This is a genomic window from Streptomyces naganishii JCM 4654, from assembly GCF_014650575.1.
In the GTDB taxonomy this organism is placed as follows: Bacteria; Actinomycetota; Actinomycetes; order Streptomycetales; family Streptomycetaceae; genus Streptomyces; species Streptomyces naganishii.
In genome coordinates this window covers 391111-405627 of record NZ_BMVF01000002.1, presented here as the reverse complement: position 1 = coordinate 405627, position 14517 = coordinate 391111, and the positions used below count along the sequence as shown (strand labels likewise).

14 protein-coding genes, 1 pseudogene and 1 riboswitch are annotated in these 14517 nt (G+C 73.9%); of the genes and pseudogenes, 9 read left to right on the top strand and 6 right to left on the bottom strand.

What is annotated here, in order from left to right; translation table 11 throughout:
• The 5 genes from narH to IE217_RS04640 all read left to right on the top strand — a co-directional run bounded on the left by narH (position 1) and on the right by IE217_RS04640 (position 4359).
• Complete coding sequence (gene narH, locus IE217_RS04660; RefSeq protein ID WP_229865022.1) at positions 1–1653, top strand: nitrate reductase subunit beta; 1653 nt, start codon at positions 1–3, stop codon at positions 1651–1653.
• Positions 1650–2252: a nitrate reductase molybdenum cofactor assembly chaperone gene (gene narJ / locus IE217_RS04655; RefSeq protein WP_190176391.1), complete on the top strand. Its 603-nt coding sequence runs from the start codon at positions 1650–1652 to the stop codon at positions 2250–2252. Before narH ends, narJ begins: the two co-directional genes overlap by 4 nt.
• Positions 2253–2275: 23 nt before the next feature.
• Positions 2276–2965, top strand: coding sequence for a respiratory nitrate reductase subunit gamma (narI, locus tag IE217_RS04650; RefSeq protein WP_190176545.1), 690 nt, complete (start codon positions 2276–2278; stop codon positions 2963–2965).
• A gap of 194 nt (positions 2966–3159) precedes the next feature.
• A complete protein-coding gene (locus IE217_RS04645; protein WP_229865021.1) occupies positions 3160–3990 on the top strand; it encodes a hypothetical protein in 831 nt (276 codons plus the stop codon).
• A 3-nt stretch (positions 3991–3993) separates the two neighbouring features.
• Positions 3994–4359, top strand: a complete 366-nt coding sequence (locus IE217_RS04640; protein WP_190176390.1) for a hypothetical protein — start codon at positions 3994–3996, stop codon at positions 4357–4359.
• On the opposite strand, the gene IE217_RS04635 is transcribed toward IE217_RS04640, so the two are convergent.
• Complete coding sequence (locus tag IE217_RS04635; RefSeq protein ID WP_229865020.1) at positions 4329–5570, bottom strand: hypothetical protein; 1242 nt, start codon at positions 5568–5570, stop codon at positions 4329–4331. The two genes, IE217_RS04640 and IE217_RS04635, sit on opposite strands and share 31 nt — an antisense overlap.
• Before the next feature lie 216 nt (positions 5571–5786).
• Between IE217_RS04635 and IE217_RS04630 the strand changes: the two genes are divergently transcribed.
• Positions 5787–6644 (top strand): SCO2400 family protein, encoded by an 858-nt coding sequence (locus IE217_RS04630; RefSeq protein WP_190176389.1) that lies wholly within the window; start codon positions 5787–5789, stop codon positions 6642–6644.
• On the opposite strand, the gene IE217_RS04625 is transcribed toward IE217_RS04630, so the two are convergent.
• Positions 6611–7534: an NAD(P)-dependent oxidoreductase gene (locus IE217_RS04625; protein WP_190176544.1), complete on the bottom strand. Its 924-nt coding sequence runs from the start codon at positions 7532–7534 to the stop codon at positions 6611–6613. The two genes, IE217_RS04630 and IE217_RS04625, sit on opposite strands and share 34 nt — an antisense overlap.
• Before the next feature lie 134 nt (positions 7535–7668).
• Between IE217_RS04625 and IE217_RS04620 the strand changes: the two genes are divergently transcribed.
• Entirely contained in the window at positions 7669–8214 is a 546-nt protein-coding gene (locus tag IE217_RS04620; protein WP_229865019.1) for an FxLYD domain-containing protein, read from the top strand.
• Between the two features lie 37 nt (positions 8215–8251).
• Here the strand turns inward: IE217_RS04620 and IE217_RS04615 are convergent, their stop codons facing one another.
• Positions 8252–8935 carry a DUF6445 family protein gene (locus tag IE217_RS04615; RefSeq protein ID WP_190176388.1) on the bottom strand — a complete coding sequence of 228 codons (684 nt, stop codon included), beginning with the start codon at positions 8933–8935 and terminating at the stop codon, positions 8252–8254.
• 251 nt (positions 8936–9186) lie between these two features.
• Between IE217_RS04615 and IE217_RS04610 the strand changes: the two genes are divergently transcribed.
• Entirely contained in the window at positions 9187–9933 is a 747-nt protein-coding gene (locus IE217_RS04610; RefSeq protein WP_190176387.1) for a DUF4142 domain-containing protein, read from the top strand.
• A gap of 30 nt (positions 9934–9963) precedes the next feature.
• On the opposite strand, the gene IE217_RS04605 is transcribed toward IE217_RS04610, so the two are convergent.
• Together IE217_RS04605 and IE217_RS34490 are read right to left on the bottom strand one after the other, a co-directional pair.
• Positions 9964–11664, bottom strand: a complete 1701-nt coding sequence (locus tag IE217_RS04605; protein WP_229865055.1) for a glycoside hydrolase family 13 protein — start codon at positions 11662–11664, stop codon at positions 9964–9966.
• A 153-nt stretch (positions 11665–11817) separates the two neighbouring features.
• Positions 11818–12135, bottom strand: a pseudogene (locus tag IE217_RS34490) (ArsR/SmtB family transcription factor); the annotation flags it as partial.
• Positions 12136–12213: 78 nt separating this feature from the next.
• Positions 12214–12397, top strand: a riboswitch (cobalamin riboswitch).
• A 29-nt stretch (positions 12398–12426) separates the two neighbouring features.
• On the opposite strand from IE217_RS34490, the gene nicT reads away from it, so the two are divergent.
• Positions 12427–13518 (top strand): Nickel transporter NicT, encoded by a 1092-nt coding sequence (gene nicT, locus IE217_RS04600; protein ID WP_229865054.1) that lies wholly within the window; start codon positions 12427–12429, stop codon positions 13516–13518.
• Here nicT and IE217_RS04595 read toward each other — a convergent pair.
• Positions 13515–14516 carry a nucleoside hydrolase gene (locus IE217_RS04595; protein ID WP_190176385.1) on the bottom strand — a complete coding sequence of 334 codons (1002 nt, stop codon included), beginning with the start codon at positions 14514–14516 and terminating at the stop codon, positions 13515–13517. The genes nicT and IE217_RS04595 overlap by 4 nt on opposite strands.
• Position 14517: the final 1 nt, after the last annotated feature.

Genomic DNA, 14517 nt, shown 5'->3' with positions numbered 1-14517 from the left:
GTGCGCGTCATGAGCCAGATCGCCATGGTCATGAACCTCGACAAGTGCATCGGCTGCCACACCTGCTCGGTCACCTGCAAGCAGACGTGGACCAACCGCACCGGCACCGAGTACGCCTGGTTCAACAACGTCGAGACCCGCCCGGGCCTCGGCTACCCGCGCGGCCACGAGGACCAGGACAAGTGGAAGGGCGGCTGGCGCCTGGACGCCCGGGGCCGCCCGGTCCCCCGCTCCGGGGGCCGCGCCCGCCGCCTGGCCCGCCTGTTCGCCAACCCCGAACTGCCCCTGCTGGAGGACTACTACGAGCCCTGGACCTACGACTACGAGACCCTGATCGCCGCCCCGCCGGGCGACGACCTGCCCACCGCACGCCCCCGCTCCCTGATCGACGGCCGCCCGACCGCCGTCACCGGCGGCCCCAACTGGGACGACAGCCTGGGCGGCGGCCCCGAACACCTCGCGGGCGACCCGGTGTTGCGCCGGATCAGCGAGAAGATGAACGAGCGGGTGCGGCTGGAGTACGAGCAGGCGTTCATGTTCCACCTGCCGCGCATCTGCGAGCACTGCCTCAACCCGTCCTGCGTGGCGGTCTGCCCCTCCGGCGCCCTCTACAAGCGGATCGAGGACGGCATCGTCCTGGTCGACCAGGACCGCTGCCGGGGCTGGCGGATGTGCGTGACCGGCTGCCCGTACAAGAAGGTCTACTTCAACCACGCCACCGGCAAGGCCGAGAAGTGCACCTTCTGCTACCCGCGCGTCGAGGCGGGCGAGCCGACCGTCTGCTCCGAGACCTGCGTGGGCAGGCTGCGCTACCTCGGCGTGCTGCTCTACGACGCCGACCGGGTCGGGGAGGCGGCCTCCGTTCCCGACGAGAGGGACCTCTACGAGGCCCAGCTCGGCTGCTTCCTGGACCCGCACGACCCCGAAGTGGCGCGCGCCGCCGAGGAGTCCGGCATCCCGCACGACTGGATCACCGCGGCCCGCCGCTCCCCGGTGCGCGACCTGATCACGACGTACCGGGTGGCGCTGCCGCTGCACCCGGAGTACCGGACGATGCCGATGGTCTGGTACGTGCCCCCGCTGTCCCCGGTGGTGGAGGCGCTGACCGCGGGCGGGCACGACGGGGAGGACCCGGCGGCCCTGTTCGGCGCCATCGACGCCCTGCGCATCCCGCTGGAGTACCTGGCCGGACTGTTCACCGCGGGCGACACCGCGCCGGTGGAGGCGGCCCTGTGCCGGCTGGCGGCGATGCGCGCCCACATGCGGCGGATCAACCTCGGCGAGGAGCGCGACCCGGCGATCGCCCGGGGCGTCGGCATGGACGAGCGGGGACTGGAGGCGATGTACCGGCTGCTGGCGCTCGCCAAGTACGAGGAGCGCTACGTCGTCCCCACCACCTACGTGGCCGGCGCGCAGGGCGCGGGCCGGGCGCGCGGCGGCTGCAGCCTGGACCACGAGGGCGGCCCCGGCATGTACGGGCCGGACGGCGGCCCGGAGGCCTTCCACGCGCCCCCGGCCACCGGCGGCCCGGCCGTCACGGCGGGCGCCCCGCAGGGCGGCTCGTCCCTGCGCGGCCGGGTCAACCTGCTCAACTGGAACGGCCGCGGACGCCCCGGCGGCCTGTTCCCCGCACGCCGGAGCGCCGGGGAGTGAACCTCGACCGCGCGGTCCACCAGGCCGCCTCCCTCCTCCTGGACTACCCCGACGAGAGCTGGCCCGCCCGGCGCGAGCAGGTGGCCGTGGCCCTGGCCGGACTCCCCGGCGAGGCGCCCGGCCTGCTGCGGGGCTTCTGCCGCTGGGCCGCCGCCGTGCCCCCGCTCGACCTGGCGGCCCGCTACGTCACCACCTTCGACCGCAGCCGCCGCCGCACCCTGCACCTGACCCACTACACCGACGGCGACACCCGCCGCCGGGGCGCCACCCTCGCCGCGCTCAAGGCCCGCTACCGGGAGCACGGCTGGGAGCCGGCCGGCGGGGAACTGCCCGACCACCTGCCCGCGCTGCTGGAGTTCGCCGCCCGCTGCCCCGGCCCCGGCGCCGCCCTGCTGCGGGAGCACCACGGCGCGCTCACCCTGCTCACCCGCGGCCTGGCCGCCCACGGCAGCCCCTACGCCGGTGTGGTGCGCGCCGTCCTGACCACCCTGCCCGCCGTGCCCGCGGCGGCACCCGTACCCGTGCGGGAGGACCCGGCCCCGGGCCTCCTGCCGTACCCGCTGCGGCACGCGCCGGGCGAGGAAGGAGTGCGCCGCTGATGACGCCCTGGCCCCATCTCACGCTGCGACACCTGCACATCGCCCTGTGGGGCGTCCTGCCCTACCTGGCCCTGGCCGTGCTGGTCGCCGGCAGCGCCTGGCGCTACCGCTACGACCGCTTCGGCTTCACCACCCGCTCCAGCCAGCTCCACGAGTCAAGGCTGCTGAAGGTCGGCGGGCCGCTCTTCCACTACGCCCTCTTCCTCGTCATCGGCGGCCACGTCATGGGCCTGCTCGTGCCGGAGTGGCTGACCCGGCGGCTCGGGGTCGGCGAGGAGCAGTACCACGCGGTCGCCCTCACCATGGGCGGCGCCTCCGGGATCGCGGCGGTCACCGGGCTCGGCCTGCTGCTGTACCGCCGGCTGCGGGTGCCCGCCGTGCGGCGCGCGACCAGCCGCGGCGACCGGCTCACCCTCCCGCTGCTGAGCCTGGTCCTGCTGGCCGGCCTGACCGCCACCGCCTCCTCGGTGAGTCGGCCCTACGACTACCGCCTCGGCGTCGCCGTCTGGTTCCGCAGCCTGTTCACGCTGGACCCCGACGTCACCGCCATGGCCCACGCCCCGCTCCTCTACCGGCTGCACGCGCTGCTCGCCCTGGCCCTGTTCGCCCTGTGGCCCTTCGGCCGGCTCGTGCACGCCTTCGCCGCGCCGCTCGCCTACGCGGCCCGCCCCTACGTCGTCTACCGGTCGCGGGGAGGCGCGCCGGTGCGGTGAGACGGCGGTGAGGCCCCGGTGAGAGCAACGTCGCCCGGTGCTGTGGAACGCGCCGGGCCGGATTACGGTCCATACGGTTGTGCGGACCGAGAGTGGGGGAACTGCTTCGAGGAGCCGGCGGTGACACAGCGCTGCGGCGGGACCGACGGGCCGTCCGGGGGGATCGGGTGAGACCGGGGGAGGAAGCGGGCGCGGTGGCCCGGGGGAGCGCGGCACTGTTCCGGGCCGCGCGCTTCGGCGCACGCACCCTGCTCGGCGAGTTCCGGGCCATCGTCCTGGACCCCGTGCGGGAGTTGGCGCACCGCGGGCTGTCCGGCCTCGTCCTCGCCTTCGTGGCCGCCTTCGGGGTGGTCTTCTTCCACGGCATCGCGCAGCACCCCACCGGGGCGACGGCGGTACGCCTCCTCGGCGGCGTCCAGGCGGACCTGCCGCTGTGGCTGGCCCTGCTGCGCACCCCGGTCTCGCTCTACGTCCCCGCGCTCGACCTGCCGGTGTGGGCGGGCATCACCCAGCTGTTCCTCGCCTTCGCGCTCGCCGAGCTCTCCCTCGGCCGCCGCCGCACCCTGTTCATCTCCTACGTCACCACCCTGGCCGGCACCCTCACCGTGCGGGTGATGATCGCGCTCGGGCCCGGCTGGTGGGGGCTCGGGCTGCCGCCCTCGGCGGGACACGTCCTGGACACCGGGCCGTCCGCCGCCGTGGTTGGCCTGTTCACCTATCTGTCGATCGTGCGGCGGGCCCCGGTGGTCTTCTTCCTCACCGGCGGATCGATGGTGGTGGAGTCGATCGTCAAGCCCAATCTGGCCGGCCGCGAGCACCTGATCGCGGTGGCCGCCGCCATCGTCCTGGGCCTGTGCCACAACCGCGGCCTGCGCCGCCTGCCCGCCACCGCGCTGCTGGCCGCGGCCCGCCCCCGGCCCGTGCGCCGCACCTCGGTCGTACGAACCGGCGGCCCCGCGGTGCTGGTGCGGGAGGCCCGCAGCACCGATGCTTGTCCTGAACTGATCAGGGGGAAGGGTGAGTGAGCGATGAGCTGGATCTGGTGGGTGCTGATCCTGTTCTGGACGGGGGGCTTCGCGTGGCTCGCCGACACCGTCCGCACCGCCATGCGCAACCGGCACCAGCGGAGGATGGAGTTGCTGGAGGCGAGGAAGTCCGAGCGGCTGGCCGTCGAGGCCGCGCAGCGACCGCCCGAGCCGGTGTGCGGCTGCACGCACCATCTGTCCAAGCACGACAAGAGCGGCCGCTGCCACGAGCGCGTGGAGGTGCCGACCGCCTGGGACGAGAACAAGAAGCCGCTGCGCTTCGAGCCCGGGCAGTGCAACTGCCAGCAGTACGTGGGCCCGCAGCCGCTGTCCCAGGTCTACGCGGACGAACTGACCGACCTGGCCTGACGGTTGCGCACACCGCGCTGCCTCGGCAGCAGCGGCGGCCCGGTCTCGCTCCTCGGCGCGCGCCTGTTGCGGGGCGTGCGCTGGGGCCACCACAGGACGTACAGGGCGGAGCCCACCGCGAAGGCCAGCCGGATCAGGCCGCGCGCGGAGTCGGAGGGGATCAGCAGGACGCTGCCGTACAGGGAGATCAGCGCTATCCAGCTGACCCAGGGCACCAGCCGCCGCTGGCCGATGGAGTCCCAGATCAGCGTGCCGAGCAGCACCGAGGCGTTGTAGTACGTGTAGACGCTCGGGTCCAGCACGATGCGCGCGTCGGCGGCCAGTAACACCACCGCCGCCCAGCGCTGCCGCCGCACCGCCAGCGCGCCGAGGGCCATGCCGAGGCTCATCTGCGCCGGGCGGTCCCACCAGGGGGTCGCCGGGTCGTTCACGCCGAACCAGCGCAGCGCCGAGGCCGGCTGGTTGGGGATGGTGAAGCGGGCCGCGGCGAACGTGTTCAAGTGGGTGAGGTAGAACGGCAGCCAGGCCACGGCCACCAGCCCCACCGCCCACAGGGTCGCGCGCAGCCGCACCGGGCGGGGCAGCACCAGCAGCAGCGGCAGGAAGCCCACCGCCCACGGCTTGGAGTCCATGGCCAGCGCCAGCATCACGCCCACGGCGGTGGCGTTGCCGCGCACCAGCGCCCGCACCGCGAGGGTGGTGAAGAACAGCGCCAGCACGTCGTCCAGGTGCGCGAACCGCACCGAGACCTCCACCCACATCGGGATGAAGGCGGCCCCGGCGATCAGCACCCGCTGCTGGAGGCGCTTGTGGTTCACGCCCGTGCCCAGGTTGTGCTCGGCGGCCGTACGCCCCACCAGGACCAGCATGTACAGGCCCAGCCCGGACATGAACGCCTCGGCGAGGTTCTCCCCGGCCGCGGCCGGGAAGGGCCTGAACAGCGCGGCCACCACGAAGCTGACCGGCCCGATCTGGAGTTCGGGGTGGTTGGCGTACAGGGCGAGACCGCCGCCGGGCACCTGACTGAACAGCAGCTCCTCGCCGGTTCTCAGGTAGTGCCAGGACACGGCGCCGTGTCGCTCGGCCACGAGGAACCACAGGGCCGTCCACACGGTCAGCAGGGCGGTGTGCCACCGCACCGGATAACGGCCGATACGGCCGAACCGCCCGCCGTTGCTGGGCGTGGCCGCCGCCCTCTCGCCGTTGAGCACGTTCCGTCCTTCCTCCACACCCGTCCGCCCAGTCAGATGCGGATCGGGCGGGCGGGGTTCAGCGTGGTGTCCGCGCACACATGGGTACGCACGGCCCCCGCAGGGCCCCTCGAATCCCCGCAGGAGCGTCACACAGGCTGCACACAGTCCCACGAAAGCCTTGTTAGCGTGACTGGCCGCCCGGCTGGCCTACCAAGGGAAGAACCGGAACACCGGATGGACTACTGCTCCACGTGCCGACGGCACCTCAATGGCGCTCTCGTGTGCCCCGGCTGCGGCGCGTACGCGCCCGACATAGCCCCGGACGCCACCGCCGACTCCGCCGCGCCCTTCGTACCGGGCCCCGCAGCGGGCGGCGCGCCCGCACCCGAGGCGGCCCCGGCCGCCCTCGACGAGATCCACCCGGCGCCCGAGCGCGCGCGGCCCGGGCGGGCGGCGCGGCGCCGGCAGCAGGCCCGCTGGAAGAAGACCCAGCGCCGCGCGCTGCTCGCCACCGCCGTGGCCCTGGTCGGCGGCGGCCTCACCGCCGCCTCCATGGACCGGTCGTCCGGCGCCCGCGCCCAGGCCGCGGCCGCGCCGCAGGCCCCGCACACCGACAGCGTGAGCAGGCTGCCGGCCACCCCGGACACCGGTCAGGCCCCGGCGGCCCCCGGCACCGGACACACCGCGCCCGGCAGCCACGCCCCCGCGCCCGAGCGGCACCGGACCGGGGTCGTGGTGTCCCAGGACGCCTCGGCCCCGGGCTTCCACTCGAACGCGGTCACGTCCCCGCACACCGCGGCCCCCGGCGGCCCGGTGACGCGGCAGTCGGGCGGTTCCCCGGCCACCGCGTCCGGCGGGTCGGCGGCGGCCGGTTCCGTGACGACGACGGTGCCGCAGCACGCCACCGGCTCGACGGGGTCCGCCGCCTCCACGGCCTCGACCGGATCCGGCGGCTCCACCGCCTCGCAGCCGGCCGGTACGGGCACGACCCCGTCCCAGCCCCCGCAGACCTCACCGGCCTCCCAGGGCTCCGGGTCCTCGCAGGCCTCCCAGCCCTCTCAGCTCTGCCTGCTGGTGGTCTGCCTGGGGTGAGCGCCCGCCTCGCCCTCGAAGCTGGCGTAGTAGGCCGCCGCCATGTCCTCGTCCGCGTGGCCCTGGGCGGCGGCGCGGGCGAAGCGTTCGGCGCTCGCGGCGGCCACGTCGAGGCGGACGCCGTGCTCCCGGCCGGCCTCCACGATCAGGCGGGCGTCCTTCTCCGCGGTCGTCACCGCGAAGCTCGCCGGCAGCAGGCCGCCCTCGAGGATCAGCGCGGCCTTGGCGTGCAGGTAGCCCATGTCGAGCGGGCCGCCGGAGATGAGGTCGAAGAAGGCCTGCGGGTCCACGCCGAGCCCCTTGGCCAGGGCGAGGACCTCACCGGTGGCGGCGGTGGCCGCGACGACCCAGCTGTTGGTGACCAGCTTCAGCCGGGTGGCGGTGGCCGCCGCTCCGTCGTCCCCGGTCCACACCGTGCGGGCGCCGACCGCCTCGAACACCGGGGTCACCGCGTCGCGCCCCTCGGCCGGGCCCGCCGCCAGCACGGTCAGCTGCCCCGCCTCCGCGGGCTGCTTGGTGCCCAGCACGGGCGCGTCGTAGAACAGCAGACCGTGTTCGCGGGCGAGGGCGGCGAGTTCGGCGGCCGAACGCAGGCCGGAGGTGGTCGACTGCACCCAAGCGGCCCCCTGGGGGACCTCCGGGGCCGCCTCGCGCATCACCTCCAGCACCGTGTCGCCGTCGAACAGCATCGTCAGCACCACGTCGGCGTCGCGCACCGCCTCGGCCGGGGTGGCGGTCACCTGCGCGCCGTCGGCGGCCAGCGGCTCGGCCTTGGCGCGGGTGCGGTTCCACACCCGGACGGTGTGCCCGGCCCGCGCCAGGTTGCGGGCCATCGCGGCGCCCATGATCCCGGTGCCCAGGACGGCCACGGTACGGCTGTCGTCGGTCATGTCGTCGTCCACCTCTTCGTTCCTGCGGCATCCAATACGGGGAGTATCACGCGTGCGGGTGCCCGTACGGCCGAACTCCACGTGCGGGTGTCCGCGCCGCGCCCTTCACTGGGGGGCAGGCGATGGGAGGCAGGATGACCGTGAACCGGGCACGCCGGATGAGGGAGCGGGCCGGGACGGCCGCGCTGGTCGTGGTGCTGGCCGCGGGCCTGGCCGCCTGCTCGGGCGGCGACGGCGGCGGTCCGTCGGGCGTCAGCCCGTCCGGCGCCAACCCGTCCGGCGTCAACCCGTCCGGCGCCGCCAGCAGGGCGGCCTCCGCCGCCGCCTCGCTCGCCTCGCAGGCCAGTGACGCCCTCGCGTCGGCCACCGCGGAGGCGGGCCGCCGGCTGGACGGGATCAAGAACGGCATCGACGCCCGCGACGCCGTCACCCTCGGCGCCCCGGCCACCGACGCGGACGGGCGCACCACGGTAGCGGTGACCGTGGCCAACAAGGCGGACAAGGCCAAGTCCTTCGCCGTGCAGGTGAACTTCAAGGACGCGGGCGGCAATCTGCTCGACACGGTCGTCGTCACCGTGGGCGACGTCCCGGCCGGGCGCACGGGCAAGGGCACCGCGCGCAGCACCCACAAGCTCTCCGGCGACGTGAAGCCGGAGGTGGGCACCGCCCTGCGCTACTGACCGCCGCCCGGCCGCGCCCGGGTGCCACCGGTTGGGGTCACGCCATCCAGAAGAAGACCGCCGTCATGCGCTTGTCCTCCAGGGTGGTGCCGGTGTAACCGGTCGCGCTGTGCACGAGGTTGGCGTGGTAGAGCAGCAGCCGGTTGGCCCGGTGCGGCACGCGGACGTCCTCCTCGAAGGCGTCCGGGGCGACGAACCGGGTGCCGAGGGCCTCCACCAGGTTGGTGTGCGGGGCCTGGACGACGTTGCCGCCGAGCCGGCCGCCCGGCAGGGACTGCCGGTAGAAGCTGGTCCCGCAGTCCTTGGGCACCGAGGGGTTGAGGTAGAGCACGGCCGCGTACCGGCACAGCGCCCGTGAGTCGGTGTGCGGGCGCGGCTCGCTCTCGCCCTCGCCGACGACCTGGACGCAGTTGTGGTTCAGGGTGCCGCCGCCGGGCGCCTCCTGCACCCACAGCCGCTTCGCCCCGGTCGCCTGCCGCACCAGCCGTTCCACGCGCGCCAGTTCACCCGGCTCCAGTCCCGGCATGGTGCGCAGCCCGGGCCAGGTCTGCGAGGTGTACGGGTATCCCTCGACCCAGTCGTCGCGGGCCAGGCAGCGTTCGCGTACCGCGCTCGCGTCGGGCAGCACGTCGTCGATCACCCAGTAGTCACGGCCCTTGGTGGGCTTGCGGTAGGGCAGCACGGGAAGCGCGGCGGGCACGCCGGGGGGCAGTGGGGGCATGCGGCGAATCTAGGGCGGGGGCGGACCAGCGCTCTCCCACGGCGTGGTCAACGTTGCGTCAACCCTGGGGTGTTGCCGTGCCGCCTTTCCCTCCGGGTCGTTCCCCCTCGGCTCGGGTTTTTACCAAATCAAAAGGTTCCGCGCGCCCTGGAGTCCGTACTCCTGTACGTCCGAACCGCCCATCCGGCGGGATCCATGACGGGGCAGGAGGCACGGTGCGCTTTTCGCGGAACGCGGCGGGAACTCTTTTCGTGGGCGGAGCCCTCAGCCTGACCCTCGTCGCGCTCGCCTACCCCGGCATGCTCGGCGTCAGCAACGTCTCCAGCGACGGCTCACGCGTCATCGCGCAGACCCAGTGGGGGCCGCTGACCGAGTCGGACCGCGACTTCGTGGTGAAGGTGCGGGCGGCCGGGCTGTGGGAGTACCCCGTCGGGCAGATGGCGGTCAAGAAGGGCACGACCAAGGCGGTGGTGACCGCCGGCCGGCACCTGATCGACGGTCACGCGGCCCTGGACGCCAGCTGCCGCAAGATCGCGCCGATGCTGAACATCACGCTGCCCAACCTGGCCAGCCCACAGCAGCAGGGCTTCGTCAACACCCTCAACGCGGACACCGGCAAGCAGTTCGACAGCGACATGGCCAACATCCTCCGCGTGACCCACGGGTCGATCTTCAACACGATCGCGAAGATCCGCTCCACGACCAAGAACACCCTGGTCCGCGAGCTCGCCAACCAGGCCAACGCCACGGTGCTCGACCACATCACGGTCATGGAGCAGACGGGCCTGGTCAACTTCGACCAGGTGCTCTTCCAGCAGACCACCCCGCCCAAGCTGCCCGCCACCGACCTGACCCCGCCGCCCCCGCCGGCCGGCCAGCCCGAGGTGGTGCTCCCCCCGCCGCCGAACGCCACCTCCAGCCCGCTGGTCATCGACGGCTCCCCGGTCACCGGCCCGGGCCAGGCCCCGGCCCCGGCGCCGAGCCCGACGACGGGCTGAGCGGGGGCCGTCCCGCCCGGTGCGCCCGGGTCAGGCGAGCCACACGGTCGTGTCCGGCTCCAGCCTGCCGCACCTGAGGGGCGGACCGCTGCTCAGCAGCACCTCGCCCGGCGGCAGCGGCACGGCCTCGCCGGACAGGTTGGTGACGCACCGCCAGCCCTCCGAGCGGGCGAAGGCCAGCACGCCGTCCGGGGTGTCCTCCATCCAGGTCAGTTCCTCGCCGTCGAGCAGCTTGCGGCGCAGCCGCAGCGCCGTGCGGTACAGCTCGAGGGTCGAGCCCTCGGCCCCGTCCTGCGCCTCGACGGCGTACGCCGCGAAGTACGCGGGCTGGGGCAGCCAGGCGCCGCCCGGCCCGAAGCCGTACGACGGCCCCGCGCACGTCCACGGCAGCGGCACCCGGCAGCCGTCCCTGCCCTTGCGGACGTGGCCGCTCTGCTCCCAGATCGGGTCCCGCAGGACCTCGGCGGGCAGGTCGGCGACCTCGGGCAGGCCGAGTTCCTCGCCCTGGTAGACGTAGGCCGAGCCGGGCAGGGCCAGCATCAGCAGCGTCGCCGCCCGGGCGCGGGCCAGCCCGGCGGCCGCGTCCACGGCCGGCGCGCGCCCGCCCGCGAGCAGCCAGGCGTTGTCGTCGGTGCCGGGCGGCAGCATCAGGCGCGAGGCGTGCCGGATCACGTCGTGGTTGGACAGCACCCAGGTGGCCGAGGCGCCCGCGGCCCGGGCGGTGGCCAGCGAGGAGGCGATCACCTCGCGCAGCTCGCCCGCGTCCCACCCGGCTTGCAGGTACTCGAAGTTGAAGGCCTGGCCCAGTTCGTCCGGGCGGGCGTACAGCGCGCGCCGGCTGTCGGGCACCCAGGCCTCGGCGACCGCGGTGCGGGGCGGCGAGTAGGAGTCGAAGATCCGGCGCCAGTCGCGGTAGATCTCGTGCACGTCGTCGCGGTCCCAGTACGGGTGGCTGCCGGGCGGCAGGTGCGGCAGCGCGTCCTCGCCGGTGACGCCGATGTCCCCGACGTCCCTGAGCGGCTCGTCCAGGTCCTTGACCAGGGCGTGGGCGACGTCCACGCGGAATCCGTCCACACCACGGTCGGACCAGAAGCGCAGGGTGGCGCGGAAGTCGGCGCGCACCTCCTCGTGGCGCCAGTTCAGGTCGGGCTGTTCGGGCGCGAACAGGTGCAGGTACCACTGGCCGTCGGGCACCCGCCGCCAGGCACTGCCGCCGAAGACCGACCGCCAGTCGGAGGGCGGGAGTTCGCCGTGCTCGCCGCGGCCGTCGCGGAAGACGTAGCGCGCGCGGGCGGCGGAGCCGGGGGCGGAGCGCAGCGCCTCCTGGAACCACGGGTGCAGGTGGGAGGTGTGGTTGGGGACGAGGTCGACGATCACCTTCAGGCCCAGGCGGTGGGCCTCGGCGGTCAGGGCGTCGAAGTCGTCCAGGGTGCCCAGGCGCGGGTCCACGTCCCGGTGGTCGGCGACGTCGTAGCCGCCGTCGGCCAGCTCGGAGGGGTAGAAGGGGCTCAGCCACACGGCGTCGACGCCGAGCGCGGCGAGATGGCCGAGGCGCCGGGTGACGCCCCTGAGGTCGCCGAGGCCGTCGCCGTCGGCGTCGGCGAAGCTGCGGGGGTAGACCTGGTAGACGACGGCCTGCCGCCACCAGCCGGGGTCACGGGACGACAGGTCGGGAGGGGCCCCGTGCGCGGCGGGGGACGGGGAGTCGTGCGTGGTGGTGCGGTCGGTCACGCGGTCTCCTCTGGGGCGTATCGGCTCTGGGGAAGCCTGTCCAGATCGCCGGAAAAGTGAACACCCGGGCATGCCGGCGCGCGCACCGACCGGAAGCACCGGGCGCGAGGGATCGCCCCCGTCCGCCGCGCAGTGCTTCAGCAGGCCCTGGACGTCGGGGTCCACCACGCGGTATCGGACGATCCGGCCCTCCTTCTCCCCCTCCACGACCCCGGCGGCCCGCAGCAGCCGCAGCGCCTGGGAGACCGCGGGGTCGTTCATGCCGGTGGCGACGGCCAGGTCGGAGACGGCCAGCGGGCCGGTGCGGTGCAGGGCGATCAGCAGGGCCAGCCGCTTGGGGTCGGCGAGCAGGGCGAAGCGGTCGGCCCAGGCCCTCACGTGCCCGGGGTCGCCGATGGCCGCGATGGCGTCGCACACCCGGTGACCGTCGATGGTGCGGCGGTCCGCGCGGTCGGCAGGGACGAGATGCATACGGCCATCCTCGCAGGCGGCCATGTGATCTTGGATACCTGCGCAGATGTGCAGCTATGCAGGCGACCGCTCGCGCCTCTACGGTGGGCGGGCCGTGGTGCTCGGGAAGTCGATGCAAGGTCGACGCGGCCCTCGCCACTGTGATCAGGGAGTTCCCGTTCCGTCCGGCATCCGCCGGGCCACTGGTCCCACGACCGGGAAGGCAGGAGCGGCGAACGCACGACCTGTAAGCCAGGAGACCGGCCACGGCAGCTCACGAAGTGATCCACGAGGTGCTGGAGCGTGAACCGGATGACCCTGCCCGAACGCATGTCCACTTTCCACTGGCGACGCGAGGACACCCTCAAGACGGCGGGGCTGCTGGGAGTGATCCTCGCCCTGCACGTCGTCGCCTTCGGGATCCTCTTCCTCCTCGTCGTCCCCGAGCACTACCAGGTCGGCACCAAGGCCTTCGGCATCGGCCTCGGCGTCACCGCCTACACCCTGGGCATGCGGCACGCCTTCGACGCCGACCACATCGCCGCCATCGACAACACCACCCGCAAGCTGATGGCCGACGGCAAGCGGCCGGTGTCGGTGGGCTTCTGGTTCGCGCTCGGCCACTCCAGCGTGGTCGTGCTCCTCGCCCTGCTGATCGCGGGCGGCACCTCCCTGGCCGGCAAGGTCATGAACGAGCACTCGCGCACCCACCAGGTGCTCGGCGTCATGGGCACCACCATCTCCGGCACGTTCCTGTACCTCATCGCCGCCCTCAACCTGGTCGCCCTCGTCGGCATCCTCAGGGTCTTCAAGGCGATGCGCGCGGGCGCCTACGACGAGCGGGAGCTCGAGGCGCACCTGGACTCGCGCGGCTTCATGAACCGCCTCCTGGGCCGTCTCACCCGGTCGGTCACCCGCCCCGGGCAGATGTACCCGCTGGGCTTCCTGTTCGGGCTGGGCTTCGACACCGCCACCGAGGTCACCCTGATGGTCATGGCGGGCTCCGGCGCGGCGGCCGGGCTGCCCTGGTACGCCGTCCTGTGCCTCCCGCTGCTGTTCGCGGCCGGCATGAGCCTGTTCGACACCCTGGACGGCACCTTCATGAACTTCGCCTACCAGTGGGCGTTCTCCAACCCGGTGCGCAAGGTGTTCTACAACCTCACCATCACCGGCCTGTCCATCGCGGTCGCCTTCCTCATCGGCACGATCGAACTCGTCGGCGTCCTGCACGAGAAGCTCGGCCTGCGCGACGACCTGACCGGCTGGATCGCCGGGCTGGACCTGGACCACGTGGGCTACGTCATCGTCGGCCTGTTCGTCGTGGTGTGGGCGGCGGCGCTGGCGTACTGGAGGGTGGCGAAGGTGGAACAGCGGTGGGCGGTCCGTCCCGCCGACACCAACTAGCGGCGCGCGTCCTGCGGTGCCCGCCGGCCGCGCGGGCCGGCCGCCTCGACGGTGGTCAGGTACAGCCGGACGTATCTGTCCGCGTCGATGTCCAACGCCACGTCCACCAGGCGCTGTTCGCGCATCTCGCCGTGCAGCTCCGCCTCGCCCGGCCGCGGCCGGCGGTCCACGACGGTCTGTCCGCGGGCCGGGCCGGGGGCGAGGTTCACCTCCACCGGCAGCCGGTGCGTGGTGAGCCCCGCCGGGTCGGCGACCGAGCACACCGCGCCCGCGTCGCCGAGACCGCCGCGCGGATCGTGCTCGCCGGTCGCCGGACCGCGGTGGGACAGCAGCCGCCCCGCGAGGCGGGCGCCCGGCTCGGCGCTCTCCCTCAGGCGCCGCACGTCGGGCGGCGGCACGAGCACCCGCTCGAACACGTCCAGGCCGTACATCGTGACCGGCACCCCGGCGGTGAGCAGGACGGCCGCCGCCTCCGGGTCGTGCCAGACGTTGAACTCGGCGACCGCGGTGGCGTTCCCGGTGGCCACCGCGCCGCCCATGAACACGATCCGCTCGATGTTGGCGGTCACCTCCGGGTGGGTGCGCAGCAGCAGGGCGATGTTGGTCAGGGGCGCGGTGGGCACCAGCGTGACCGGCCGGTCACTGGCGAGGATCTCGCGGCGCAGCAGCGTCACCGCGTCCACCCCGGCCGGGCGGCGGACCGGGGCGGGAAGGCCGAGGTCGCCCATGCCGTCCCGGCCGTGCACGTGGTGGGCGTCGCGCGGCGGCTCGATCAGCGGCCGCTCGGCGCCCCGCCCCACGGGGATCTCGGGGGCGCCCGCCTGCTCCAGTACGGTCAGCGTGTTGCGTACCACCTGGTCCACGTGCGTGTTCCCGGCGACACAGGTCACCGCGCGCAGGTCGAGCCCCGGGTGCCGCGCGGCGAACAGCAGGGCGAGGGCGTCGTCGACGCCGGTGTCGCAGTCGATGATCACCGGAACGGGCGGCCGACCGGTCACG

Bases quoted from the DNA above. Each gene is read 5' to 3' on its own strand.
- IE217_RS04640 (WP_190176390.1), top strand. From the start codon at position 3,994: ATGAGCTGGATCTGGTGGGTGCTGATCCTGTTCTGGACGGGGGGCTTC.
- IE217_RS04630 (WP_190176389.1), top strand. From the start codon at position 5,787: ATGGACTACTGCTCCACGTGCCGACGGCACCTCAATGGCGCTCTCGTG.
- IE217_RS04625 (WP_190176544.1), bottom strand. From the start codon at position 7,534: ATGACCGACGACAGCCGTACCGTGGCCGTCCTGGGCACCGGGATCATG.
- IE217_RS04620 (WP_229865019.1), top strand. From the start codon at position 7,669: ATGACCGTGAACCGGGCACGCCGGATGAGGGAGCGGGCCGGGACGGCC.
- IE217_RS04615 (WP_190176388.1), bottom strand. From the start codon at position 8,935: ATGCCCCCACTGCCCCCCGGCGTGCCCGCCGCGCTTCCCGTGCTGCCC.
- nicT (WP_229865054.1), top strand. From the start codon at position 12,427: ATGACCCTGCCCGAACGCATGTCCACTTTCCACTGGCGACGCGAGGAC.